Source organism: Erwinia plantamica, from assembly GCF_043420595.1.
Lineage (GTDB): Bacteria > Pseudomonadota > Gammaproteobacteria > Enterobacterales > Enterobacteriaceae > Erwinia > Erwinia aeris.
In genome coordinates this window covers 253,489-277,440 of sequence record NZ_JBGCUC010000002.1, presented here as the reverse complement: position 1 = coordinate 277,440, position 23,952 = coordinate 253,489, and the positions used below count along the sequence as shown (strand labels likewise).

The window sequence follows — 23,952 nt, the reverse complement described above, 5'->3', positions numbered from 1 at the left end:
TTAACCTCCGAAAGACCGGCTGGAGCCGGACGTTGCGCTGCTGCGCTGCATAGTGGACTGCTTCGCCACGCTTTCGCCAAAGCCGCCGCGCGTCACGGTGCTGGTGGTGGCCGGTTTCGGCGCCAGCGCGGTTTTCGGCACGGTCATGGTGCGGCCCGGCGTCGCGGTGCCAAAGCTTTTTCCGCTGGCGTCAACAAACTGGCCTCTGGCCGGGCTGTTTGGCGAGCGCGAGGTAAACAGCGGCTGCTGGGCAAAGCCTGCGCCCCCGCCCATCAGGCGACCCATCATATAACCGGCCATCAGCGGCATCCAGAAGCTGCCGCTCTGCTGGGATTCGGCGTTGGTGGTGCCGACGCCGGCCTGCGCGGGCGCCTGCTGGCACTGGCCTTCGCCGAACTCCGCCACGCAGTCTTCACGAGTCGCGTATTTCGGCGCGGTTTTTTCCGCCTCTTTTTTGGCGTTGTTGTAGGCCGTGGTGCACTGTTCGCTTTTGCCAGGATTGGCGCTGGAGCAGTCGTCCGCATTTTGATAAAGCGAGACGGTTTCGTCCGATTGTTCGCAACCGGCCAGCATAAATACGGCGGTTACCGCCAGCGCTACCGGAGTGAGGTGGCGTGCGCTCCAGCTTTTGCGAAAGGAGGCATGATTAATTTTTTTTGTCCGTTTCATGACATTCTGTCCTGAGCCCAAAGGTAATGCTTAGAATAGGGGAACGGCGGTGGAAATTGAAGCAACGAGCGGCAATGTGAAGGGGATCTTTACTTAGCTATACGTTTGAAAGTAAAAGGGGCAGCCAGGCTGCCCCAAAATGCTTAATGGCGGAACGGATTACCGCTGGCTGGCGCGGAAGCCTGAGCCGCCGCCGGTGCCGCAGCACGCTGCACGGCAGGCGAGGCCGCCGTTTGCGCGCCGTTTGCCGCTGCATCCTGCTGGGTGTTTTCCGGCGCTACCGCTTCTGGTGAAGTTGGGACTTCTTTACCCAGGCGGCTGTTCAGCATCTGCAGATCCTGCTCGTTCAGCGTACCCAGAGCCGATTTAATATTCAGCTCGTTGATCATGTAGCTGTAGCGCGCGTTGGAAAGCTGCTGCTTGGCGTTATATAATGTGGTGGTCGCATCCAGCACGTCAACGATGGTGCGCGTACCTACCTGATAACCCGCTTCCATTGCATCCAGCGAGCTTTGCGCCGAAACCACGGCCTGCTTGTAAGCATTGATGCTGCTGATGGACGCATTCACGTTGTTAAAGGATGAACGCACGGTCTGTACCGCGGTACGGTGTGCGCTTTCGAGCTGCTCGCTGGCGGAAACAAAAGCGTACTGCGACTGTTTCACCTGCGAAGTGACCGAGCCGCCGCTATACAACGGCAGCGTGAAGCTCAGGCCCACCTGGTTGTTGCCGCTGATGCTGTCCTGATAGGCTGCGCTGTTGGCGCGGCTGCCGCCATATTTGTTGTTCGACAGGCCGCTTTGCGCAGTCAGATCCAGCGTTGGCATATGGCCGGTTTCCGACAGGCGGATCTGCTCGCGCGCCAGATCCTGGTTCAGACGAGCGGAAAGCAGGCTAAGGTTGCGGCTTTCGGCTTCCTTCAGCAGCGCGTTGACCGGCTGCGGTTTTTCCGTCTGGAAGCTGTCGACGTTCAGCGAAGCCAGGCTCAGATAGTAGTTGCCCGTGACCTGACGCAGCGTTTCCAGATTATTATCCAGATTGTTGCGGGCCGTCACTTCGTTGGCCAGCACGCTGTCGTACTGCGCACGGGCGTTTTGCACATCCGTAATCGCCACCAGGCCAACGTTGAAACGCTGCGTGGTTTGATCCAACTGACGGTAGATCGACTGTTTCTGCGCTTCGGTATAAGAAAGCGTGTCGATGGCGTTTAATACGTTAAAATAAGCGGTAGCGGTGTTGAGGATCAGATTCTGCTGTGCGACCTGGTAGGTAACATCCTGTACGCCTGCCGTTTTTTCCTGCAGCGTCAGCGCGCGCCATTTCGACATATCGAAAATGGTTTGCGTCAGCTGCAGCGTGCCGCTGGTCGTGGTGCTGTGCAGACCGCTGCTGTCGCGATAGCCGTTGCTGTAGGTATAATCCGCACCCAAACCTAACTGAGGCAGTAAAGGGCTGCGCGCTTCGTTGATTTTCTCAAACGCGGCATCGCGATCGGCTGCAGAACTGCGAAGATCGGGGTTAGACAACCGGGCCTGCTGGTAGATCTGCAACAGGTTTTCCGCCTGGCTGGCGACGCTGAAGCCGCCCAGGCCCAGGCCGATAAGTAAAGGGAGCAGTTTCTTCATTTGCATTCCTTGTTATGCAGCAATATTGCTATGGTAGCGCTGTCGTAAGCCAAAAAAATTATCGCCGATTCTACCAGAGTAAATGAAAGAGATAAGTTGGCTGAAAGTGCCATGTTGCCACAATTTACTCAATTTAATCATTAAGAACTACACTCTGGGCGGATTTCAGCACTCTTTTCCCGCTTTCGCCACCACCCTTACAGGAGCGTAAACCGTGAGCAGCGACAAAAAATACCCGGTGACTTTCACAAAAAACGATGTAGAAATTATTGCACGTGAGCCGTGTTATAAAGGTTTTTTTTCACTCACTCGTTATCGCTTTCGCCATCGGCTGTTTAACGGCGGCATGAGTAAAGAAGTCACCAGAGAGGTTTTTGAGCGCGGCCATGCCGCCGTCCTGCTGCCTTACGATCCGGTGAGCGATCGGGTGGTATTGATTGAACAAATCCGCATTCCCGCTTTTGACAGCAGCCCGACGCCCTGGCTGTTAGAATTGGTGGCCGGTATTATAGAGCCGGGCGAAACGCCGGAAGACGTTGTCCGGCGCGAAGCGGTAGAAGAAGCCGGGATCAAACCCGCCCGCGTGAAGCCGGTGCTTAGCTACTTAGCCAGCCCCGGCGGCACCAGCGAGCGGCTGGAGATTCTGGTAGGCGAAGTGGATGCCAGCGTGGCGCAGGGAAACCACGGTCTGGAGGAAGAGAATGAGGATATTCTTGTGCATGTGGTCAGCCGCGAACAGGCTTACCGCTGGGTGGAAGAGGGGAAAATAGACAACGCGGCCTCCGTCATCGCTTTGCAATGGCTGGAGCTGCATCATAAAAAACTAAGAGACGAGTGGAAAAACGAATGATAAAGCGCTACGTGCCTGATTTCCCTGAAATGATGCGGCTGTGCGAAACCAATTTCGCGCAGCTGCGTCGGCTGCTGCCGAAAGAAGATCGGGCGGGCGAGTCAGTCACCTGGCAGGTCAACGATGCAAGTTATACGGTGACTATCCAGGAATCGACGCGTTACACTACGCTGGTGGAAATCAAACAGACCGCGCCCGCCGTCAGTTACTGGAGCCTGCCCGCCATGTCCGTGCGGCTCTACCATGACGCAATGGTGGCGGAAGTGTGTTCGACACAGCAGATCTATCGCTTCAAAGCGCGCTATGATTATCCGAATAAAAAGCTGCATCAGCGTGACGAAAAGCATCAGATAAACCAGTTTCTTGCAGACTGGCTGCGCTACTGTTTAGCGCATGGCGCAATGGCCGTTCCGGTGTGGTGAGCCTCTGCCGCGACGGCATTAACCCTAAGGATTGTGATTGGATAGCCTGTTAAAACTTCCTGTGGCGAATGGTCGGGCAAGGGTATTACAGATAACGGACACCCATCTTTTCGCCGGTAAACATGAAACGCTGCTGGGCGTGAACACCTGGGCCAGTTTCGATGCGGTGCTGCAGGCGATTTCCGCCTGTGAAGAGCCGTTCGATCTGATCGTCGCGACCGGCGATCTGGCGCAGGATCACAGCGTGGAAGCCTATCAGCATTTCGCTGAGGGCATCGCGCGTCTGCCCGCGCCATGCGTCTGGCTGCCGGGCAACCACGATTTTCAGCCTGCGATGTTCAACACACTGGCCGAAGCGAAAATCGCTGACGAAAAGCATGTGCTGCTGGGCGAGGAGTGGCAGATCGTGTTGCTGGACAGCCAGGTTTTCGGCGTGCCGCACGGCGAGCTGAGTGACTATCAGCTGGAATGGCTGGACAAAGCGCTGGCGAAGGCGCCGGAGCGCCATACGCTGGTGCTGCTGCATCACCATCCGCTGCCGTCGGGCTGCACCTGGCTCGATCAGCACAGCCTGCGCAATTCGCATATGCTGGAGGCCGTGCTGCAGCGCTATCCGCTGGCGTCGACGCTGCTCTGCGGGCATATTCATCAGGATCTGGATTTGAACTGGAACGGACGCCGCCTGCTGGCGACGCCGTCGACCTGCGTGCAGTTCCGACCGCACTGCACCAACTTTACTATCGATTCCGAAGCGCCGGGCTGGCGCTGGCTGGATCTGTATGCGGATGGCCGGGTGGAAACCCGCATTGAGCGCCTGACGACGCGCGCCTTCAGCCCCGATCCCGACTCCGAAGGATACTGAGATGGCCACGCTGATCTACCTGCACGGTTTCAACAGCTCGCCGCAGTCGGCTAAAGCGACGCAGTTCCGGCAGTGGCTGGCCACGCGGCATCCGGAAATCCAGGTTATTGTGCCGCAGCTGCCGCCTTACCCGGCGGACGCGGCGCTGATGCTGGAAAGCCTGATCATGGGATTATCGGGCGAAGCCGTGGGGATCGTCGGCTCGTCGCTGGGCGGCTACTATGCGACGTGGCTCTCGCAATGCTTCATGCTGCCAGCGGTGGTGGTCAATCCTGCGGTGCGGCCTTTTGAGCTGTTGGTGGATTATTTGGGTCTGAATCAGAACCCGTACACCGGGCAGCAATATGTGTTAGAGTCACGCCACATTTACGATCTGAAAGTGATGCAGATTGACCCGTTAGAGTCGCCGGATTTGCTCTGGCTGCTGCAGCAAACGGGCGATGAAGTGCTCGATTACCGCCAGGCTGTAGGCTACTACAGCGCCTGCCGTCAGACGGTTGAAGAGGGCGGAAATCATGCTTTTATCGGATTCGAACGCCATTTCTCCCCGATCCTGGACTTTTTAGGCCTCGCTGCCTGAAGCGGGACGTGGGGCTCACTCATTTACAGCCATCAAGATTGATACAATGACTCAGTCCAGCTATAACGCTGATTCCATTGAGGTACTCAGCGGCCTTGAACCCGTTCGCCGCCGTCCGGGCATGTATACCGATACGTCGCGTCCTAACCATTTAGGTCAGGAAGTGATCGACAACAGCGTGGATGAAGCGCTGGCGGGCCATGCCAAACGCGTCGAAGTGATCCTGCACGCCGATCAGTCGCTGGAAGTGATTGACGACGGTCGCGGTATGCCGGTCGATATCCATCCCGAAGAAGGCGTACCGGCCGTTGAACTGATCTTCTGTCGCCTGCATGCGGGCGGCAAATTTTCTAACAAGAACTACCAGTTTTCCGGCGGCCTGCACGGCGTGGGCATCTCGGTGGTAAACGCGCTGTCGACGCGCGTGGAAGTCACCGTGCGCCGTAATGCCGAAGTGTATGAAATGGCGTTTGAAAACGGCGACAAAGTGCAGGATCTGCACGTCACCGGCACGGTCGGCAAACGCAACACCGGTACGCGCGTACGCTTCTGGCCGGACCCGTCGTTCTTCGACAGCCCGCGCTTTTCGGTATCGCGCCTCAGCCATCTGCTGAAGGCGAAAGCGGTGCTTTGTCCGGGCGTGGAAATCGTCTTTAAAGACAAAGTGAACAATACCGAGCAAAGTTGGTGCTACGCCGACGGCCTGACGGACTATCTGGCGGAAGCGGTTAACGGCCTGCCGACGCTGCCGGAAAAACCTTTTGTCGGCTCTTTTGCCGGCGATATCGAAGCGGTGGACTGGGCGCTGCTGTGGCTGCCGGAAGGCGGCGAGCTGCTGACGGAAAGCTACGTCAACCTGATCCCGACCATGCAGGGCGGCACGCACGTCAACGGCCTGCGTCAGGGCCTGCTGGATGCGATGCGCGAGTTCTGCGAATACCGCAATATTCTGCCGCGCGGCGTGAAGCTGTCGGCGGAAGATATCTGGGATCGCTGCGCCTACGTGCTGTCGGTGAAAATGCAGGATCCGCAGTTTGCCGGTCAGACCAAAGAGCGACTCTCTTCCCGCCAGTGCGCGGCCTTCGTCTCTGGCGTGGTGAAAGATGCCTTCAGCCTGTGGCTGAACCAGAACGTGCAGGCGGCGGAAATGCTGGCCGAGCTGGCGATTTCCAGCGCCCAGCGCCGGATGCGTGCGGCGAAAAAGGTGGTGCGTAAAAAGCTCACCAGCGGCCCGGCGCTGCCCGGCAAGCTGGCGGACTGTAGCGCGCAGGATCTGAACCGCACGGAACTCTTCCTGGTGGAAGGGGACTCCGCAGGCGGATCGGCCAAGCAGGCGCGCGATCGTGAATACCAGGCGATCATGCCGCTGAAAGGCAAGATCCTCAACACCTGGGAAGTCTCTTCGGACGAGGTGCTGGCATCGCAGGAAGTACATGATATTTCCGTCGCTATCGGTATCGATCCCGACAGCGAAGATATGAGCCAGCTGCGCTACGGCAAAGTCTGTATCCTGGCCGATGCGGACTCCGACGGTCTGCATATCGCTACGCTGCTTTGTGCGCTTTTCGTGAAGCACTTCCGCACGCTGGTGAAAAACGGGCACGTCTACGTGGCGATGCCGCCGCTTTACCGCATCGATTTGGGTAAAGAGGTTTACTACGCGCTGGATGAGGAAGAGAAAGCGGGCATTCTGGATCAGCTGAAGCGTAAAAAGGGCAAGCCGGGCGTGCAGCGCTTTAAAGGCCTGGGCGAGATGAACCCGCTACAGCTGCGTGAAACCACGCTGGATCCCAATACCCGTCGCCTGGTGCAGCTGACCATTGACGACGACGACGTGGAACAGACGCTGGCGGTGATGGATATGCTGCTGGCGAAGAAACGCTCGGAAGATCGCCGCAACTGGCTGCAGGAAAAAGGCCATATGGCGGAAATCGAGGTTTAATCCTGCCTGAACTCGGCCCCGAAGCGCAACGCTTCGGGGCTTTCCGTTACCCTTCCAGCCAGCTTGTAATCTGCGTAACCATCGCCGCCGTCGAAATACCGTAGCGATCGTGCAGCGTCGGCAGCGCGCCCGCCGCCAGAAAAGCGTCCGGCAGGGCAATCTGTCTGAATTGCGGCGTCACGCCGTGCCGCATCAGCGTCGCCGCTATCGCTTCGCCCAGCCCGCCGGTAATGGAGTGGTTTTCCGCCGTGATCACCAGCCGGTTCTCGTTCACCGCTTCGCCCGCCTCGCGCAGGATGGTGGCCTCGTCCAGCGGCTTGATCATCGGCGAATGCACCACGCCAACCTCGATGCCTCTTTTCTCCAGCGCTTCTGCGGCTTCCAGCGCGCGCATGGTCATCAGCCCGCTGCTGATAATCACCGCATGTTTGCCGCTGCGCAGCCGTTGCGCCTTGCCGTGGCGATACTGATAGCCATATTTATCCAGCACCAGCGGCACTTTGCCGCGCAGCAGGCGCATATAGACCGGGCCGCTATGCTCGGCTATGGCGGGCACCGCCTGGCTGATTTCCAGCGCGTCGCAGGGATCGATAATGGTCAGATTCGGCATCCCGCGAAAAATAGCCAAATCCTCGGTCGCCTGATGGCTCGGCCCGTAGCCGGTGGTCAGGCCAGGCAGCGCGCAGGCGATTTTGACGTTCAGGTTTTCTTCCGCTATCGCCATACAGATAAAATCGTAGGCGCGGCGCGAGGCAAACACCGCATAGGTGGTGACAAAAGGCGTAAAGCCTTCCCGCGCCATGCCCGCTGCGGCGCTCATCAACAGCTGCTCCGCCATGCCCATCTGAAAAAAGCGTTCCGGGAAGGCTTCGGCAAACAGATGCAGATCGGTGTATTTGCTCAGATCGGCCGTTAAGCCAACGATATCGGTGCGCTGGCGCGCCAGCTCTACCAGCGCATGGCCGAAAGGGGCCGACTGCACGGGCTGACCTTCTGCGGCGATGGAGGCGATCATAGCGGACGTGGTCAGGCGTTTCTTTGTTGCGGTAGTCATGTTATTCCCCTTGCTCAAGCGCGGTGAGGGCTTTGTCCCATTCGTCGGCATCCACGCGGATAAAGTGCGTTTTCTCGCGCGTTTCCAGGAAAGGCACGCCTTTACCCATTTTGGTATCGCAGATAATTACGCGCGGCTGCGGTTCCGGCCAGGCGCGCGCGGCGTCAAAGGCGGCGGTCAGCGCGGCGATATCGTTGCCGTCCACGCGCTGCACGTGCCAGCCAAAGGCCCGCCAGCGATCGACAATCGGCTCAAACGCCAGAATTTCCGAACTGTGGCCGTCGGCCTGTTGATTGTTGACGTCGATCAGGGCGATCAGGTTATCCAGCCGCCAGTGCGAGGCCGACATTGCCGCTTCCCAGGTCGAGCCTTCATTCAGCTCGCCGTCGGAAAGCAGGTTATAAACAAAGGAAGCGGAGCCTTTGCTTTTCAGCCCCAGGCACGCGCCAACCGCAATGCCTAAGCCGTGTCCAAGCGAGCCGCCGGTGATCTCCATACCGGGCGTACAGGCGGCCATGCCGGACATCGGCAGGCGGCTCTCATCGCTGCCATAGGTTTCGCGCTCGGCCTCGGGCAGCACGCCCGCTTCCAGCAGCGCGGCGTACAGCGCAATAGCGTAGTGGCCGATAGAAAGGTAAAAACGGTCGCGCGCTTCCCATTCCGGCTCCTCAGGACGAAAATTGAGCGCGTGAAAATAGCTGACGGCCAGCAAATCGGCAGCGCCTAACGCCTGGCCGATATAGCCCTGACCCTGAACCTGTCCCATTAACAGCGCATGACGACGGATATTGTTTGCGCGCTGTTTGAGCGTAAGTGTGGCAGAAACGCTGTTCATCTTATCTCCTGATTAACGGTTAACGTCTGCTGCGCGAATACGCAGCACGCAGAGCGCGCCGAGCAGCAAAACAGCAGCAATAAAGTAGATGCCCGAAGCGGGCGAACCGGTGGCGGTGGTGATAGAACCGATCAGCCACGGTGAAAAGAAGCCCGCCAGATTCGCGATACAGTTCACCGCGGCAATGCCTGCCGCCGCCGAGACGCCGCCGAGCAGGTTGGTCGGCAGCATCCAGAACAGGGAAGAGGCGGAAAGGATGCCGGCGGCGGCCACGCAGAGGAAAAACAGCGAGGCCGGTACGCTGTGACCCAGCGACGTCGCCAGCGTCAGCCCGACCACGCCGATCGCCATGGGCACGATCAGATGCCAGCGCCGCTCGCGATGCCGGTCGCCGCTGCGGCCCGCCATCAGCATAAAAACGATGGCGCAGAGATAGGGCAGGCTGGTCAGCAGGCCAATATGCAGCGGCTCGCGGATGCCGGAGTTTCTGACCAGCGTCGGCAGCCAGAAGGTCAGCGCATACTGGCCCATCACCACGCAAAAGTAGATCAGCGCCAGCAGCCACAGCCGCCTGTCGGCCACAAAAGCTTTCACCGTGCCGTGATGCGCTTTTTGCTGATTATCCTCATCCAAATCGGCACGCACCATGCGCTTTTCGCTCTCGTCCAGCCAGGGCGCCTGCTCAACGCGATCCTTGAGCACCATCAGCACCACAAAGCCCATCAGCATGGTCGGAATCGCTTCCAGTACGAACATCCACTGCCAGCCTGCCCAGCCGTGAAAACCGGCGAAGGCTTCCATAATCCAGCCGGAAAGCGGGCCGCCGATCATGCCGGAAAGCGGGATCGCCACAAACCACAGCACCGTCATGCGGGCGCGGCGATGCGAGGGGAACCAGTAGGTGAGATAAAGCAGCAGGCCGGGCGCCAGACCGGCTTCGGCCACGCCGAGAAAAAAGCGCAGCAGATAAAACTGCCAGGCCGTTTCCACAAAGGCGAACAGGCCGGAAATCAGCCCCCAGGTAATCATGATGCGGGCAATCCAGCGGCGTGCGCCGACGCGATGCAGGATGAGATTGCTGGGCACTTCAAAAAAGAAGTAGCCGATAAAGAAAATACCCGCCCCCAGGCCGTACACCGTTTCGCTCAGGGCCAGATCGTCCATCATTTGCAGCTTGGCGAAGCCGACGTTAACCCGGTCGAGATAGGCGCAAAGATAGCAAAGCATTAAAAACGGCATCAGCCGCCAGGCGATTTTGCGATAGGTCGCATCGCGCGCGACGGTCGTCGCGCTGAGATTAAGCGTTGTCATACTCTTCACTCCCGGAGTGAAAGAAGCCTGCTGGAAGGAGCCGATCAGTGGATCAACATGCCGCCGTTAACGTCCAGCGTGATGCCGGTCAGGTAGCTGGCGAGATCGCTGGCAAGGAACAGCGCGGCGTTAGCCACGTCGTCTGCCGCGCCCAGGCGGCCAAGCGGGATGCCGTCGATAATGGCGTGACGCCGCTCGTCCTGCAGCAGGCCGCCGGTAATATCGGTCTGGATCAGGCCCGGCGTCAGCGCGTTGACGCGGATCTGGTCCGGGCCAAACTCGCGCGCCATCGCTTTGGTTAAGCCCAGCACGCCCGCTTTCGCCGCGCTGTAGTGCGGGCCGCCGAAAATGCCGCCGCCGCGCTGGGCGGAAACGGAAGAGAGGCAAACAATACTGCCGCCGCCTTGCTGCTGCATGGTTGGGATCACCGCCTGTGACATCAGCAGCGTGCCGCGCAGATTGACGTCCAGGATACGGTTATAGTCTTCGATGCTGATTTCCAGCGTTTTTACCGGCTGCGTAATGCCTGCGTTATTTACCAGCACGTCGATGCGGCCAAACTCGCTGACCACGCGGGAAACGGCCTGGCGCACCGCAGCGGGATCGGTGACGTTGGCCGCCAGGCCCAGATGACCGGCACCCAGCTCTTCAGCCGCATGTCGCGCCGCGTTCTCATCCAGATCCAGAATCACCACCTGCGCGCCGTGACGGGCGAAACAGGCGGCGGTGGCACGGCCAATACCGCGTTGAGAGGCGGCGCCCGTAATAATCGCAACTTTATTTTTCAGCAACATAATCCACTCCGTAATAATCTTTTTTAGTGGTTCGGTATCGCTACCGGCAGGGTCACATTCAGAATTGGAAATTACGGCTAAACTGGCAATGCAAAAAAATTCATTCGATGCTGAATAGAAAGATGGATTTGATGCAGTTAACATTTCTCGCGGAAAAAAGCGGGCATCTGTCACAAAATTCATTTAAGGAGCCGCATGGAAAAACACGCAGATTTTTGCCCTTCGATAAAATCGCTCAGGATTTTTGAAGAAGTTGCGCATTACGGCAATGTGGCGCGTGCGGCGGAAGAAGTGAATATTACCGCCTCTGCTGCCAGCCATCAGCTGGCAAAACTGGAAAAAGAGCTGGGCTGCCTGCTGTTCAACCGCTCGCCCAAAGGCATGACGTTAACGCTGGCCGGTGAAAACTATCTGAAAGAAATCAGCCCGTTGCTGCTGGGACTGACCCAGGCCAGCACCCGTCTCGGCAACGAGAAAGCGCGCAGCGCGCTGCGCATCCACTGCGCGCCCAGTTTCGGCCTGCTCTGGCTGCTGCCGCGCCTGCATAAATTCCGCGAGCGCTATCCTGCAATACAGGTCACGCTTTCCTGTTCCTACGAAAATTTATCTTTCAGCCGCGACAATATTGATATTGCGGTGCGCCACGGCTTTCCCGACTGGAAATCACTGGAAATTAAAACCATCCGCCATGAAAAAATGTCGGTATTAGCGTCGCCCGATTATTTGATAAAACATCCGGTCGCGACGCCGGCGGAATTAATTAATCATGCGCTGATCCTTTCCGAGTCGCCTTTAATTCAGTGGCCGCAGTGGTTTGCCGCGATGCAATTAGCGCAGCCGACCAAAGACTGGCTGTTTCGCTTCGATCGTTCTTATATGAGCCTGGAGGCGGCAAGGCTGGGGCACGGTGTGGTGTTTGAAAGCGAGCTGCTGGCGGCAGAATATTTGCGTAGCGGCACGCTGGTCAGGGTGTTTGGCGACGAATGCAGCCTGCCGGTGAACGCGCATCATCTGGTTTGGCCGCGCGGCTTTGCCCGCTTTCCCCGCGTAAGCCATTTCCTGCAGTGGAGCAGCGAGCAGCTGGAAGCATCGCCACCGGCGTGACCTTGCCGGGCAGCCCCCGAACGGTATCGATAATAGAGCGGACGGCGCGGCTATCGCTATGACGGCAAGCCACAAAAAAAGGGGGCGAACCCGGTTCGTCCCTTCAGACTGCTGACAAAGCCAGCGGGTTCGTGCGGACTGAATTTTTTTACAGCGAAACGGCAGCTTCGCAGCAGCAGTGGCTGAGCGGATAAGCGGACCGTTTTCGCGCATGGACGCGCGAAACGAGCCCCCACGGATGGGTTTACGGCGTGTCCGTGTTCCGATCTGCCTCTGCTGCTTTCCACCGACCCGCACGCGACTTGATGACAGTGGATGAGTTTGTCAGCAACCTCAAGGGACGAACCCGGTTCGTCCCTTCTTACTCTTTACGCCGGTTCCAGCACGAAAATCCTCACGTCCAGCACGTCATCTTTAATGCGGCCGCGGTGCTGCTCCATATGCGCGGCCTGCTGATGCCGTTCCAGATGCCGTAAGGAATCCCACTGCTCGACCATAAACACCGAGTCGGGCGAGTTCTGTTTCCACGGCACCTGCGCCTGGTGATCCACCAGCATCCGGTAGCTGCCGCAGCCTTCTTCCTCTAACACCGTCGGGATTACTTGTTCAATCGCCTGCATGACCGCACGGCGGCGGCCGGGCCTGACACAAATTTCAGCAATCACGGTGAGCATGGTCTTTCCTTTTAAGAGAACGGTCTTAACAGTTAAGCAAAGATCTGGCCCAGATGTGTCCGATAACGCTCGATATCGCGTGGGACATCCGGCTGCTTGATCACATCGTTGCAGATAAAGGTCGGCAGCGCTTCCATTCCCAGGAACTGATTCGCCTTGTGGAAGTGCAGGTAAAGCCCGTCCACGCCCACGCCTTCAAAGAACTGGTCGGGATCGGTAAAGGCTTCCAGCGGCGCGTTCCACGTCAGGGAAAGCATATATTTTTTACCCTGAACCAGCCCGCCGGAACCATACTTCTTCGAGGCGTCGGCGCGCGTGCGGCCGTCGCTGGCGTACAGGGTGCCGTGGCCTTCGGTAAAGACCTCATCAATATATTTTTTCAGGATCCACGGTTCGCCCATCCACCAGCCCGGCATCTGATAGATAACCGTGTCGGCGGCCAGGTATTTTTGGATCTCGTCGGCCACCACGTAGCCGTTGTCCACCACGGTAACGTCAACCTGATGACCGGCTTCGCGCAGGTAAGTCGCAGCCACGTCGGTCAGCGTATGGTTCAGCTCGCCTTTGGAATGGGCAAAGGTTTTTCCGGCGTCAATAATAAAAATGCGCATCTTCTTCTCCAGTATTCAAAACTGGCCTCAGTGTACGCGCGAAGGCAGGGGTTAAAAATGAGTTTTTGATCACAATACTTTTGCGCTGTGAGCAATAATCACGCCACGCAGGAAAGCGTATGCCGTCACGGTTATCTGTGACAGAAGCGGCCCGGATAAGGTACTATTCCCGCCAAACGGCCCCGATGTGGCGTGCCCGTGACGCCATGATGTGAGGAACAAAAAGTAATGAGCGATTTGACTCAGGATGGGGCAGAGCGTCGCGCTCTGCATAAGTTTACGGAAGAGGCCTATCTCAACTATTCCATGTACGTCATCATGGATCGTGCGCTTCCGTATATCGGCGATGGCCTGAAGCCGGTGCAGCGCCGTATCGTCTACGCGATGTCGGAGCTGGGCCTGAACAACAGCGCCAAGTTTAAAAAATCGGCCCGTACCGTGGGCGACGTGCTGGGTAAATATCATCCGCACGGCGACAGCGCCTGTTATGAGGCGATGGTGCTGATGGCGCAGCCTTTCTCTTACCGCTATCCGCTGGTGGACGGTCAGGGAAACTGGGGCGCGCCGGACGATCCGAAATCCTTTGCGGCGATGCGTTACACCGAGTCACGCCTGTCAAAATATGCCGAGCTGCTGTTAGGCGAGCTGGGCCAGGGCACCGTGGATTACGTGCCGAACTTTGACGGCACCATGCAGGAGCCGGCAATGCTGCCCGCGCGCCTGCCGAATATCCTGCTTAACGGCACCACGGGGATTGCGGTGGGGATGGCGACGGATATTCCGCCGCACAACCTGCGCGAAGTCGCCAACGCGGCCATCAAGCTAATCGATGCGCCGAAAACCACGCTCGATGAGCTGCTGGATATCGTGCAGGGGCCGGACTATCCGACCGAAGCGGAAATCATCACGCCGCGCGCCGAGATCCGCAAAATCTATCAGAACGGCCGTGGCTCCGTGCGTATGCGCGCGGTGTGGAAGAAAGAAGAGGGCGACGTGGTTATTACCGCGCTGCCGCACCAGGTTTCCGGCGCGCGCGTGCTGGAGCAGATAGCCGCGCAGATGCGCAATAAAAAGCTGCCGATGGTGGAAGACTTGCGCGATGAGTCCGATCACGAAAGCCCGACGCGTCTGGTGATTGTGCCGCGCTCCAACCGGGTGGATATGGAACAGGTAATGAACCATCTGTTCGCCACCACCGATTTGGAAAAAAGCTATCGCATCAACCTGAATATGATCGGGCTGGATAACCGTCCGGCGGTAAAAAACCTGCTTGAAATCATCAGCGAATGGCTGGTTTATCGCCGCGACACCGTGCGTCGCCGCCTGAATTTCCGGCTGGAAAAAGTGCTGAAGCGCCTGCATATTCTGGAAGGCCTGCTGGTCGCCTTCCTCAATATCGATGAGGTGATCCACATTATCCGCAGCGAAGACGAGCCGAAGCAGGTGCTGGTTTCGCGCTTCGGCATCAGCGAAACCCAGGCGGAAGCGATCCTGGAACTGAAGCTGCGTCATCTTGCCAAACTGGAAGAGATGAAGATCCGCGGCGAGCAGGACGAGCTGGGCAAAGAGCGCGACCGTTTACAGGGCATTCTGGCTTCAGAACGTAAAATGAATACGCTGCTGAAAAAAGAGCTACAGGCCGACAGCGAAGCCTATGGCGACGATCGTCGTTCGCCGCTGCGCGAGCGCGAAGAGGCCAAAGCGATCAGCGAAAACGAGCTGGTGCCGTCCGAGCCGGTGACTATTGTGCTGTCGCAGATGGGCTGGGTGCGCAGCGCCAAGGGACACGATATCGATCCGGGCGGCCTGAGCTATAAGGCGGGCGACAGCTATCGCGCGGCGGCGCGCGGCAAGAGCAACCAGCCGGTGGCCTTTATCGACTCCACCGGTCGTAGCTATACGCTCGATCCGGTGACGCTGCCTTCCGCGCGCGGGCAGGGCGAGCCGTTGACCGGCAAGCTGACGCCGCCGCCGGGCGCGGTGGTGGAGCAGGTACTGATGGAGGCGGACGATCAGAAGCTGCTGCTGGCGTCGGATGCGGGCTACGGCTTCGTCTGCACCTTCAGCGATCTGGTGTCGCGCAACCGTGCCGGTAAAGCGCTGCTGACGCTACCGCAGAATGCCAAAGTGATGACGCCGCAGGCGATCCATCACGAGGACGACCTGCTGCTGGCGATCACCGCCGCAGGCAGGATGCTGATGTTCCCGGTGGCCGATCTGCCGCAGCTGTCCAAAGGCAAGGGCAACAAGATTGTCTCAATCCCGGCGGCGGAAGCGGCGGCGGGCGACGACAAGCTGGCCTGGCTGCTGCTGCTGACGCCGCAAACCGCCATCACGCTGCACGTCGGCAAACGCAAGCTGACGCTGCGACCGGAAGACCTGCAGAAGTTCCGTGCCGAGCGCGGCCGTCGCGGCACGCTGCTGCCGCGTGGCCTGCAGCGTATCGATCGGGTAGAGGTGGACGGGCCTGCACGGCCTGAGGCCAGTGAAAGCGAAGAGTGATCCGGGCCGCGCCGCGCGGTGAAAAGCAGCATAGCCTGCTGATTTCAGGATATACTTCACCCGGCGCGCCCGATAAGGCGTAATGCCGGAGCGCCTGCCTTAAGGCGTCTCCGGCCCGGCAATAATGAGGATGTGATGCTGTCAATTTTTCGGATCGTCGTGACGATCGTTTATTCAATCCTGGTGTGCATTTTCGGCTGCATCTGGTGTTTGTTCAGTCCCCGTAATCCCCGCCACGTGGCGACGTTTGGCCATCTGTTCGGTCGCCTGTCGCCGCTGTTTGGTCTGAAGGTGGAAATCCGCAAGCCGGCAGGGGCGGAAAACTATCCTAATGCGATCTACATCGCCAACCATCAGAACAACTACGATATGATCACGGCGGCAAAAGTCGTACAGCCAACCACGGTGACGGTAGGCAAAAAAACGCTGCTGTGGGTGCCGTTCTTTGGCCTGCTTTACTGGCTGACCGGCAACCTGTTGATCGACCGTGACAACCGCAACAAAGCGCACGGCACCATTAACCAGCTGATCGACCAGTTTAAAAAGAAGAAGATCTCCTTCTGGATGTTCCCGGAAGGGACGCGCAGCCGTGGACGCGGGCTGTTGCCGTTTAAAACCGGCGCGTTTCACGCCGCTATGGCCGCAGGCGTACCTATTATTCCTATCGTGGTCAGCAATACGCACGATAAAATCAAGCTGAACCGGCTGCATAACGGTCTGGTGATCATTGAGATGCTGCCGCCGATCGATACCGCCGCCTTCGCCGACCAATCCGTGCGCAAGCTGGCGACCCATTGCCGCGAGCTGATGATGGAGAAGCTGGCTGAACTCAACGCGGAAGTCGCCGCGCGGGAAGCCGCAGGCGAAAAGTAAACCGATCGCCTCGCGGTCGGCACACGGCAAACAATCATAAAAAATGGATAGCGGCCCGCCGGGCCGCATTTTGGGTTACGGAGTTTTTATGTCCTTCAGTCGACGTCAGTTTATTCAGGCATCGGGCATAGCGCTGTGCGCCAGTGCGCTGCCTGCACGCGTACACGCCGCAGGGCCGGGTAATCCTTTGCCGGTGCCGCCGCTTATCGAATCCCGCCGTGGACAGCCTATCTTTTTGACGCTGCAACGCAGCCACTGGTCGTTTACCAGCGGCAGCAAGGCGCAGGTGTGGGGCTTTAACGGGCTCTACCTGGGGCCGACGGTCAGGGTCTGGAGCGGCGATGACGTCAAGCTTATCTACAGCAACCGGCTGAACGAAGCGGTGGCGATGACCGTTGGCGGGCTTCAGGTGCCGGGCGCGCTCGCCGGCGGCGCGGCGCGCATGATGTCGCCTGGCGTCGACTGGGCGCCGGTGATCCCGGTGCGTCAGGCCGCCGCGACCTGCTGGTATCACGCCAACACGCCTGGTCATATGGCGGAGCACGTCTATAACGGCCTGGCGGGTATGTGGCTGGTAGAAGACGAGGTCAGCAAAACGCTGCCGCTGCCGAACCACTACGGCGTGGATGATTTTCCGCTGATTATTCAGGACAAGCGTATCGATAACTTCGGTTCGCCGGACTACAGCCCGCCAGCCAACGGCGGTTTTGTGGGCGATACCCTGCTGGTGAACGGCACGCAGAATCCCTATGTGGAAGTCTCTCGCGGCTGGGTACGCCTGCGGTTGCTCAACGCTTCAAACTCGCGTCGCTACCAGCTAGCCATGAGCGACAAGCGGCCTTTTAACGTTATCGCCAGCGATCAGGGATTTTTGCCCGCGCCCGTGGCGGTGCAGCAGCTTTCTCTGGCGCCGGGCGAGCGCCGGGAAATCCTGGTGGATATGAGCCAGGGCGACGAGGTGTCGATCACGGCGGGTCAGGCGGCAGGCATTGTCGACAGGCTGCGCGGGCTGTTCGAGCCGTCGAGTATTCTGACCTCTACGCTGGTGCTGACGCTGCGTCCGACCGGCCTGCTGCCGCTGGTGACCGACACGCTGCCGATGCGTCTGCTGGCCGATCAGGTCATCGAAGGCGGCGTCAGCCGTACGCGCGAATTCCGTCTGGGCGACTCGGAGCCGGGCATCAACGGCGCGCTGTGGGATTTGGGCCGCATCGACGTCCAGGCGCAGCAGGGCAGCTTTGAACGCTGGATTATTCATGCCGACCTGCCGCAGGCGTTTCATATTCAGGGCGTGATGTTTTTGATTAAGAACGTCAACGGCGCACAGCCGATGGCGGAAGATCGCGGCTGGAAGGATACCGTCTGGGTTGACGGCAGCGTGGAGCTGTTTGTCTCCTTTACGCAGTCCTCTTCCGACCACTTCCCGTTTGTCTACTATAGCCAGACGCTGGAAATGGCCGATCGCGGAACGGCGGGCCAGCTGCAGGTACAGCCGGCGCCGTAGCGTAAAGCGCTGGTTGACCAGAGCGGCCAGCCAGCGAGGTTTTGCAAGGATCAAGTCAGTCGGCGCGCCCGACGGGAACCAAAGAAAGCGGGGCGAATTAAGGCAGGGAGGGCTGAGGAACGATTATTTCTTTTCCAGTACGATAGCCGTACCGCGCCAGTGGCTGGAATTGCCAGGACGATCCAGCGAGGTAATATACATATATTCGCCGCCTTTTTTATCCACTTCCGTGCGCAGTGCCTCAAGCGCTTTTGATTTTCCACCCATCACGTTAGAAATGGATACGCGTTCTTTTTTAACGTAATTATCCAGTTCGTTACGCGGCACGATCTGTGCGGCAAAAGCGGAACCCGTCATCAGTAACAGCAGGGCAGCCGAAATAATCTTTTTCATTAAATTTCTTCAGTAAATTAATCAGAAATATTTTCGGTTTCAGTATACTGATTTTGTGCGCAATATAATTCGGTTATTAATAATAAGAAATACCGGTTTGATTAGCTAAACCTATTATAAATATGACCAATGCATTATTTTTTAAATTTGGCGCAAACATTTATTAGCAAATTAAATTTACCTTGCTGTATTTGTTCGCTTTTCAGAGGAGGGTAAAGTCTTTGCCGCTGCCGGTGCTTAATAATTATATTAACATTATTCAGAAACAATAATGAAGGTGGTTTATCTGAGGTTTAAATTAACAGGGCATTACGTAAACAGTTCTTGTTTCTTAATGCATGATAAAGGCAGGTCGCGCGTCAAAAAGGCGGCCGCCCGTCTGTTTTCTGTCAACGGGCGGCCGGGCGCTTAGTTCAGCTCGTCAGGGTTGGGGCCAAGACGGTTGCCGGCATCCAGCGAGGCGATTTCACTGATTTCCGGTTTTTCCAGGCGGAAATCGAACACTTTAAAGTTTTCTTCAATGCGGGAAGGCGTGACCGATTTCGGGATCACCACCAGGCCGCTGTCCAGGTGCCAGCGAATAACAATCTGCGCAGGCGTCTTGCCATATTTTTTCGCCAGCGTTTTGATCACGGCCTGATCGAACACGCCTTTGCCACCCTGCGCCAGCGGGCTCCAGGATTCGGTCTGGATCTGATGCATGGCGTTCCAGGCGTGCAGCGTGCGCTGTTGCAGCATAGGGTGCAGCTCGATCTGGTTGATCACCGGACGCACGCCCGTTTCATCTATCAGCCGTTTCAGGTGCGCTTCCTGGAAGTTACAGACGCCGATGCTTTTAGTCAGCCCCTGTTTTTGCAGCTCGATCATCGCTTTCCAGGCGTCAACGTAGTTGTCCTTCGCCGGGCAAGGCCAGTGCATCAGATAGAGATCGACGCTTTCCAGCTGCAATTTCTTCAGGCTGGTTTCCAGCGCCTGCGGCGCGTTCAGCTGCTCGTCATTCCACAGCTTGGTGGTTACGAAGATATCGTCGCGCGCGACCGACGTTTCCTGTAGCGCCTGACCGATGCCCTCTTCGTTTTTATAGATGGCGGCGGTATCGATCGAGCGATAGCCCACATCGAGCGCTTTCAGCGCAGCCTGACGCGCTTCGTCAATGCTTGCCTGCCAGACGCCCAGGCCGAGCTGGGGCATCATATTGCCATCGTGAAGCTTGATTACGGGTTGCTCTGCCATTGTTCTCTCCTTTGCAGCCAGGGGGGCCGACGCCTCTGCGCCGGCAAGTAACGCTAAGTCTGGTTAAGACTGCTGGTCTTAGTTTAGTTGAAATAATTAACCCTTTGCGCAATTCGGATTATTGAGCCGATAGCCAGCGTAGCGGCCAGTCCCGGTATATATCCTGCCCGTTTCTGCTTTCTTCTTGCCTGTTTCTCCAGGAGGCTGGACGATTACGCCAGGCTTCGGCATGATGCCAGCTCTGCTTTTTTTCAGGTGAACACCATGGATCGCACTATGCTGTGCGCCCGGCTTGCCCGCCAGGTCGTGCAACTGATCGACGCAAAACCGGATGTGCAGACGCTGCTGCCCGATATCCGGCTTTTCCACGCCAGCCAGCCCAGCGGGCGCACGCCGGTGCTCTATTCTTCCGGTATCGTGATCCTGTTTCAGGGCAGAAAAACCGGCTATCTGGGCAACCACGTTTTCCATTACGACGCCACGGAATACCTGATGCTGACCGTGCCGCTGGCGGTAGAGTGCGAGACGTTCGCCACGCCGGAAGCGCCGCTGGCGGGCATGCTGCTGAATGTCGATCCGGTTAAGCTCCAGGATCTGCTGATTGATATTGGCGATGACGACAGCTTTCAGCCGCAGCCGCAGACGCGCGGCATTCACTCGTCGCCGCTGACCGAGCCGATGCTGTGTGCGGCGGAACGTCTGCTGGATGCGATGGCGGATCCGCGCGACGCGCGCGTGCTTGGCCCGCAAATCGTGCGGGAGATCCTCTATCACGTGCTGCTGGGGCCGTGCGGCGGCGCGCTGATGGCGCTGGTCAGTCGGCACACGCAGTTCAGCCAGATAGCGCGGGCGCTGCGGCGCATCGAGCATCACTATACCGACAACCTGAGCGTGGAGCGGCTGGCGGCGGAGGTGAATATGAGCGTCTCCGCCTTTCATCACAACTTTAAAGCCGTCACCAGCACCTCGCCGTTGCAGTATCTGAAAAGCTATCGACTACATCAGGCGCGAATGCTGATGCTGCATGAAGGCCTGAAGGCCAGCGCGGCGGCGATGCGGGTCGGCTATGAAAGTGCCTCGCAGTTTTCCCGCGAGTTTAAGCGCTATTTTGGCGTCACGCCGGGGGAAGAGATCGGCAGAATGCGTCAGATGGAATAAGAGGGCCGCCGGGCGACCCTCGGAAGGCGGGGTGCGCTAAGCGACTTTTTTCCGCTTAAAGAACAGCGCGAGGCTGCCAATCAGGCCGATGCAAAGCAGCGCCAGCGGCAGGATCATCAGAATGGACATCACCTGATCCTCATGGCGCTTGATAAAGGGCACCTGGCTTATCGCATAACCCAGCGAGACCAGGATGCCGACCCACAGCAGGCCGCTGAGCCAGTTAAAAAACTGGAAGCGCGTCTGCGTCAGGCCGGAAATGCCCGCCATGGTCGGCAGCAGCGTCCGCACGAAGGCCAGAAAGCGGCCAATCAGCAGCGCCATCAGCCCGTGCCGGTGAAACAGGCTCCAGGCGCGCTGGTGATACTGCGCAGGCAGGTGCATCAGCCAGCCTTTGACCAGGCGGGTATTGCCCAGCCAGCGGCCCTGCAGGTAGCTCAGCCAGCAGCCCAGGCTGGCCGCCAGCGTCAGGATGGCAACGGTAGGAATAAAGCCCATCACGCCCTTGGCGATCATCGCGCCAGCCAGCAGCAGTAAACTGTCGCCGGGCAGAAAGGCGGCGGGCAGCAAACCATTTTCCAGCAGCAGCGTGAGAAACATAATTCCGTAAACGATCCAGATTACATCGGGATTGGCGAGGGCAGCAAAATCCTGATGCCAAAGCGCCTGCACAATCTCATGGAGTACCGCCATTTTTTATCCTGTTTACCGCATCAATAGCACTAGTGTACTCGTAAATGGCCTGTCACAACGTGGTACAGGCCAGAGCTGTTGCCTTTTTGTTTAATTTTTTGACGATCCCGCGACGCGCGCGAAACCGGCGGCCAAATCCGCCAGCAAATCGTCAACATTTTCCAGCCCTATATGCAGCCGGATCAGCGTGCCGCTGAAGTCAACGCCGCCTGCCGGACGGATGGCGGCCAGCTCGTCGGGCTGGTTCGCCAGAATAAGCGATTCAAAACCGCCCCAGGAGTAGGCCATGCTGAAATGTTCAAAGTGGTCAAGGAAATCGGCCAGCTGCCGATCGCTCAGCCGCGCCTTCAGTACAAAGGAGAACAGGCCGCTGCTGCCGGTAAAATCCCGCCGCCAGAACTCGTGGCCCTTGCACTGCGGCAGCGCCGGATGGTTAACCACGGCCACTTCCGGGCGCTCGGCCAGCCAGCGCGCGACCCGCAGCCCGCTTTCTTCGTGCTGGCGCAGACGTACTGCCAGCGTGCGCAGGCCGCGGCTGGCCATATAGGCGGTGTCCGCGTCCACCATTTGCCCCATCAGATAAGAGTTTTCACGCAGCTGCGCCCAGCAGCGTTCGTTGGCGACGGCGGTGCCGATCATCGCGTCGGAATGACCAATCAGATATTTAGTCCCGGCCTGAATGGAAATATCGATACCAAAATCCAGCGCGCGGAACAGAATGCCCGCCGCCCAGGTGTTATCGATCATAATGACCGCTTCCGGCGCTTTGGCCCGCACGGCCGCCACGATGGCTGGAATGTCCTGCACTTCCATCGTAATGGAAGCCGGCGATTCCAGAAAAACGACCCGCGTTTCCGGCTTCACCAGGTCGCCGATTTCCGCGCCGGCGGTATGGCTGAACCAGGTGGTGGTCACGTTCATTTTACTGAGGATTTTGCTACAGAAATCCTGGGTCGGTTCATAGACGGAACCGGCCATCAGCACGTTATCCCCGGCGGAAACAAAAGCGAGAATGGCATTGGCGACCGCCGCCGCACCGCAGGGATAAAGCACGCAGCCCGCGCCGCCCTCCAGCTCGGTCATGGCTTCCTGCAGCGAGAAATGGGTCAAGGTGCCGCGACGACCATAAAACAGTTCGCCTTCCGCTCGCCCGGCCGTGGCGCGTTTCTTCTCGGCCACGCTGTCGAACACCAGCGAGGAGGCGCGCTGAATAACGCTGTTAACGGAACCCTGGGTATAGCGTTTGCGGCGGCCGGCGCTGATTAACGCCGTTTCAATATGTTTACTGGTCATCGGTCTGCTCGGTTTAAGGATCTCGCTTAACGTTAACACGGCTGGCGGCGGGGCGAAATTCGTCATCCCGCTACGTGACAAAGTTTCAGGAAAAACCCTGGCGATAAAAAGGAGATGGCGGGAAAAGTGTAAAAAGTATTGCGTTAAGGGTAAATAGTAATGATAACTACTATCAATTCGGGTTCGATTTGGTATGATCCGCCCTGTATTTTCGCTATCGGTAACTGACGTTGGAGAGACAGCGTGACGAATGATTTGATGCAGACGGACCTCTCCGTCTGGGGCATGTATCACCATGCGGACATCGTGGTAAAAGTGGTAATGATCGGTCTGCTGCTGGCTTCGGTCGTTACCTGGGCCATCTTCTTCAGCAAGAGCGCGGAGCTCAGCTCGGCGAAACGCCGCCTGAAGCGCGAGCAGCAGGCCCTGGCGGGCGTTCGTTCTCTGCAGGAAGCGAGCGATATCAGCGCCACGTTTAACGCTAACAGCCTGACCACGCAGCTGTTGAAAGAAGCCGAAAACGAACTGGAGCTGTCGCAGCAATCTGCCGACAACGACGGCATTAAAGAGCGCACCTCGTTCCGTCTGGAGCGCCGCGTCGCCTTCTTCAGCCGCCACGCCGGTCGCGGCAATGGTTTTCTGGCTACTATCGGTGCTATCGCGCCGTTTGTCGGCCTGTTCGGTACCGTTTGGGGCATCATGAACAGCTTTATCGGTATTGCCCAGACGCAGACCACGAACCTTGCGGTCGTTGCGCCCGGCATCGCAGAAGCGCTGCTGGCCACGGCTGTCGGCCTGTTCGCTGCGATTCCGGCCGTAGTGATCTATAACGTCTTTGCCCGTACGATCGCCAGCTATAAAGCCTCGCTGGGCGACGTCGCCGCGCAGATTATGCTGCTGCAAAGCCGCGATCTGGATCTGGCCGCCAGCGCGCCGCAGCATCCAACGCAGAAGCTGCGGGTAGGGTAAG

23 protein-coding genes are annotated in these 23,952 nt (G+C 58.3%); 11 read left to right on the top strand and 12 right to left on the bottom strand.

Going from position 1 to position 23,952, the window contains the following annotated elements; all coding sequences use genetic code 11:
- On the bottom strand, nt 1-669 hold the full coding sequence (locus AB3U87_RS03100) for a DUF1190 family protein (RefSeq protein ID WP_253458220.1): 669 nt from the start codon (nt 667-669) through the stop codon (nt 1-3).
- 143 nt (nt 670-812) lie between these two features.
- Entirely contained in the window at nt 813-2,294 is a 1,482-nt protein-coding gene (gene tolC, locus AB3U87_RS03095) for an outer membrane channel protein TolC (RefSeq protein ID WP_253458223.1), read from the bottom strand.
- A 214-nt stretch (nt 2,295-2,508) separates the two neighbouring features.
- Between tolC and nudF the strand changes: the two genes are divergently transcribed.
- Genes nudF through parE form a run of 5 tightly spaced genes read left to right on the top strand, consistent with a single transcriptional unit; the run spans nt 2,509 to nt 6,950 of the window.
- Nucleotides 2,509-3,144 carry an ADP-ribose diphosphatase gene (nudF, locus tag AB3U87_RS03090; protein ID WP_253458226.1) on the top strand — a complete coding sequence of 212 codons (636 nt, stop codon included), beginning with the start codon at nt 2,509-2,511 and terminating at the stop codon, nt 3,142-3,144.
- Nucleotides 3,141-3,566, top strand: coding sequence for a DUF1249 family protein (locus tag AB3U87_RS03085; RefSeq protein ID WP_253458229.1), 426 nt, complete (start codon nt 3,141-3,143; stop codon nt 3,564-3,566). Before nudF ends, AB3U87_RS03085 begins: the two co-directional genes overlap by 4 nt.
- 37 nt (nt 3,567-3,603) lie before the next feature.
- Nucleotides 3,604-4,428, top strand: coding sequence for a 3',5'-cyclic-AMP phosphodiesterase (gene cpdA / locus AB3U87_RS03080; RefSeq protein ID WP_394148363.1), 825 nt, complete (start codon nt 3,604-3,606; stop codon nt 4,426-4,428).
- Between the two features lies 1 nt (nt 4,429).
- Nucleotides 4,430-5,008 (top strand): esterase YqiA, encoded by a 579-nt coding sequence (gene yqiA / locus AB3U87_RS03075; protein WP_125287208.1) that lies wholly within the window; start codon nt 4,430-4,432, stop codon nt 5,006-5,008.
- 46 nt (nt 5,009-5,054) lie between these two features.
- Nucleotides 5,055-6,950, top strand: a complete 1,896-nt coding sequence (gene parE / locus AB3U87_RS03070; protein ID WP_253458236.1) for a DNA topoisomerase IV subunit B — start codon at nt 5,055-5,057, stop codon at nt 6,948-6,950.
- Between the two features lie 46 nt (nt 6,951-6,996).
- Here the strand turns inward: parE and AB3U87_RS03065 are convergent, their stop codons facing one another.
- From AB3U87_RS03065 to AB3U87_RS03050, 4 genes are read right to left on the bottom strand one after another with little or no spacing between them, the layout of a single operon-like run.
- Nucleotides 6,997-8,004: a transketolase family protein gene (locus AB3U87_RS03065; RefSeq protein ID WP_253458239.1), complete on the bottom strand. Its 1,008-nt coding sequence runs from the start codon at nt 8,002-8,004 to the stop codon at nt 6,997-6,999.
- 1 nt (nt 8,005) lies between these two features.
- Nucleotides 8,006-8,839, bottom strand: a complete 834-nt coding sequence (locus tag AB3U87_RS03060; protein WP_394148362.1) for a transketolase — start codon at nt 8,837-8,839, stop codon at nt 8,006-8,008.
- Between the two features lie 12 nt (nt 8,840-8,851).
- A complete protein-coding gene (locus AB3U87_RS03055) occupies nt 8,852-10,150 on the bottom strand; it encodes an MFS transporter (RefSeq protein WP_253458245.1) in 1,299 nt (432 codons plus the stop codon).
- Between the two features lie 44 nt (nt 10,151-10,194).
- A complete protein-coding gene (locus AB3U87_RS03050; protein ID WP_253458248.1) occupies nt 10,195-10,944 on the bottom strand; it encodes an SDR family NAD(P)-dependent oxidoreductase in 750 nt (249 codons plus the stop codon).
- A 195-nt stretch (nt 10,945-11,139) separates the two neighbouring features.
- Between AB3U87_RS03050 and AB3U87_RS03045 the strand changes: the two genes are divergently transcribed.
- Nucleotides 11,140-12,048 (top strand): LysR substrate-binding domain-containing protein, encoded by a 909-nt coding sequence (locus AB3U87_RS03045; protein WP_394148361.1) that lies wholly within the window; start codon nt 11,140-11,142, stop codon nt 12,046-12,048.
- Between the two features lie 368 nt (nt 12,049-12,416).
- Here AB3U87_RS03045 and AB3U87_RS03040 read toward each other — a convergent pair whose 3' ends face one another.
- Both AB3U87_RS03040 and AB3U87_RS03035 read right to left on the bottom strand, forming a co-directional pair.
- On the bottom strand, nt 12,417-12,722 hold the full coding sequence (locus tag AB3U87_RS03040; RefSeq protein WP_253458253.1) for a putative quinol monooxygenase: 306 nt from the start codon (nt 12,720-12,722) through the stop codon (nt 12,417-12,419).
- Nucleotides 12,723-12,754: 32 nt separating this feature from the next.
- Nucleotides 12,755-13,333, bottom strand: a complete 579-nt coding sequence (locus AB3U87_RS03035) for an NAD(P)H-dependent oxidoreductase (RefSeq protein WP_394148360.1) — start codon at nt 13,331-13,333, stop codon at nt 12,755-12,757.
- 228 nt (nt 13,334-13,561) lie between these two features.
- Between AB3U87_RS03035 and parC the strand changes: the two genes are divergently transcribed.
- The 3 genes from parC to ftsP all read left to right on the top strand — a co-directional run bounded on the left by parC (nt 13,562) and on the right by ftsP (nt 18,212).
- Nucleotides 13,562-15,835, top strand: coding sequence for a DNA topoisomerase IV subunit A (parC, locus tag AB3U87_RS03030; RefSeq protein ID WP_253458256.1), 2,274 nt, complete (start codon nt 13,562-13,564; stop codon nt 15,833-15,835).
- 135 nt (nt 15,836-15,970) lie between these two features.
- Entirely contained in the window at nt 15,971-16,708 is a 738-nt protein-coding gene (locus AB3U87_RS03025; RefSeq protein ID WP_253458259.1) for a 1-acylglycerol-3-phosphate O-acyltransferase, read from the top strand.
- A gap of 88 nt (nt 16,709-16,796) precedes the next feature.
- Nucleotides 16,797-18,212, top strand: a complete 1,416-nt coding sequence (gene ftsP, locus AB3U87_RS03020) for a cell division protein FtsP (protein ID WP_253458262.1) — start codon at nt 16,797-16,799, stop codon at nt 18,210-18,212.
- 123 nt (nt 18,213-18,335) lie between these two features.
- On the opposite strand, the gene AB3U87_RS03015 is transcribed toward ftsP, so the two are convergent.
- Together AB3U87_RS03015 and dkgA are read right to left on the bottom strand one after the other, a co-directional pair.
- Complete coding sequence (locus AB3U87_RS03015; protein ID WP_253458266.1) at nt 18,336-18,605, bottom strand: YdgH/BhsA/McbA-like domain containing protein; 270 nt, start codon at nt 18,603-18,605, stop codon at nt 18,336-18,338.
- A gap of 408 nt (nt 18,606-19,013) precedes the next feature.
- Nucleotides 19,014-19,838 (bottom strand): 2,5-didehydrogluconate reductase DkgA, encoded by an 825-nt coding sequence (dkgA, locus tag AB3U87_RS03010; RefSeq protein WP_394148358.1) that lies wholly within the window; start codon nt 19,836-19,838, stop codon nt 19,014-19,016.
- A gap of 264 nt (nt 19,839-20,102) precedes the next feature.
- Between dkgA and AB3U87_RS03005 the strand changes: the two genes are divergently transcribed.
- Nucleotides 20,103-20,996, top strand: a complete 894-nt coding sequence (locus tag AB3U87_RS03005) for an AraC family transcriptional regulator (RefSeq protein ID WP_125287222.1) — start codon at nt 20,103-20,105, stop codon at nt 20,994-20,996.
- 36 nt (nt 20,997-21,032) lie between these two features.
- On the opposite strand, the gene AB3U87_RS03000 is transcribed toward AB3U87_RS03005, so the two are convergent.
- A complete protein-coding gene (locus tag AB3U87_RS03000) occupies nt 21,033-21,689 on the bottom strand; it encodes a DedA family protein (protein ID WP_253458269.1) in 657 nt (218 codons plus the stop codon).
- Nucleotides 21,690-21,779: 90 nt separating this feature from the next.
- Complete coding sequence (metC, locus tag AB3U87_RS02995) at nt 21,780-22,982, bottom strand: cystathionine beta-lyase (RefSeq protein WP_253458273.1); 1,203 nt, start codon at nt 22,980-22,982, stop codon at nt 21,780-21,782.
- A 243-nt stretch (nt 22,983-23,225) separates the two neighbouring features.
- Between metC and exbB the strand changes: the two genes are divergently transcribed.
- Complete coding sequence (gene exbB, locus AB3U87_RS02990; RefSeq protein WP_253458276.1) at nt 23,226-23,951, top strand: tol-pal system-associated acyl-CoA thioesterase; 726 nt, start codon at nt 23,226-23,228, stop codon at nt 23,949-23,951.
- Nucleotide 23,952 lies beyond the last annotated feature (1 nt).

Coding starts and splice junctions, on each gene's coding strand:
- AB3U87_RS03085 (WP_253458229.1), top strand. CDS start 3,141: ATGATAAAGCGCTACGTGCCTGATTTCCCTGAAATGATGCGGCTGTGC.
- AB3U87_RS03040 (WP_253458253.1), bottom strand. CDS start 12,722: ATGCTCACCGTGATTGCTGAAATTTGTGTCAGGCCCGGCCGCCGCCGT.
- AB3U87_RS03050 (WP_253458248.1), bottom strand. CDS start 10,944: ATGTTGCTGAAAAATAAAGTTGCGATTATTACGGGCGCCGCCTCTCAA.
- AB3U87_RS03015 (WP_253458266.1), bottom strand. CDS start 18,605: ATGAAAAAGATTATTTCGGCTGCCCTGCTGTTACTGATGACGGGTTCC.
- AB3U87_RS03025 (WP_253458259.1), top strand. CDS start 15,971: ATGCTGTCAATTTTTCGGATCGTCGTGACGATCGTTTATTCAATCCTG.
- AB3U87_RS03100 (WP_253458220.1), bottom strand. CDS start 669: ATGAAACGGACAAAAAAAATTAATCATGCCTCCTTTCGCAAAAGCTGG.
- dkgA (WP_394148358.1), bottom strand. CDS start 19,838: ATGGCAGAGCAACCCGTAATCAAGCTTCACGATGGCAATATGATGCCC.
- metC (WP_253458273.1), bottom strand. CDS start 22,982: ATGACCAGTAAACATATTGAAACGGCGTTAATCAGCGCCGGCCGCCGC.
- tolC (WP_253458223.1), bottom strand. CDS start 2,294: ATGAAGAAACTGCTCCCTTTACTTATCGGCCTGGGCCTGGGCGGCTTC.
- parE (WP_253458236.1), top strand. CDS start 5,055: ATGACTCAGTCCAGCTATAACGCTGATTCCATTGAGGTACTCAGCGGC.
- AB3U87_RS03060 (WP_394148362.1), bottom strand. CDS start 8,839: ATGAACAGCGTTTCTGCCACACTTACGCTCAAACAGCGCGCAAACAAT.
- AB3U87_RS03045 (WP_394148361.1), top strand. CDS start 11,140: ATGGAAAAACACGCAGATTTTTGCCCTTCGATAAAATCGCTCAGGATT.
- AB3U87_RS03035 (WP_394148360.1), bottom strand. CDS start 13,333: ATGCGCATTTTTATTATTGACGCCGGAAAAACCTTTGCCCATTCCAAA.
- AB3U87_RS03000 (WP_253458269.1), bottom strand. CDS start 21,689: ATGGCGGTACTCCATGAGATTGTGCAGGCGCTTTGGCATCAGGATTTT.
- yqiA (WP_125287208.1), top strand. CDS start 4,430: ATGGCCACGCTGATCTACCTGCACGGTTTCAACAGCTCGCCGCAGTCG.
- AB3U87_RS03065 (WP_253458239.1), bottom strand. CDS start 8,004: ATGACTACCGCAACAAAGAAACGCCTGACCACGTCCGCTATGATCGCC.
- AB3U87_RS03005 (WP_125287222.1), top strand. CDS start 20,103: ATGGATCGCACTATGCTGTGCGCCCGGCTTGCCCGCCAGGTCGTGCAA.
- ftsP (WP_253458262.1), top strand. CDS start 16,797: ATGTCCTTCAGTCGACGTCAGTTTATTCAGGCATCGGGCATAGCGCTG.
- parC (WP_253458256.1), top strand. CDS start 13,562: ATGAGCGATTTGACTCAGGATGGGGCAGAGCGTCGCGCTCTGCATAAG.
- AB3U87_RS03055 (WP_253458245.1), bottom strand. CDS start 10,150: ATGACAACGCTTAATCTCAGCGCGACGACCGTCGCGCGCGATGCGACC.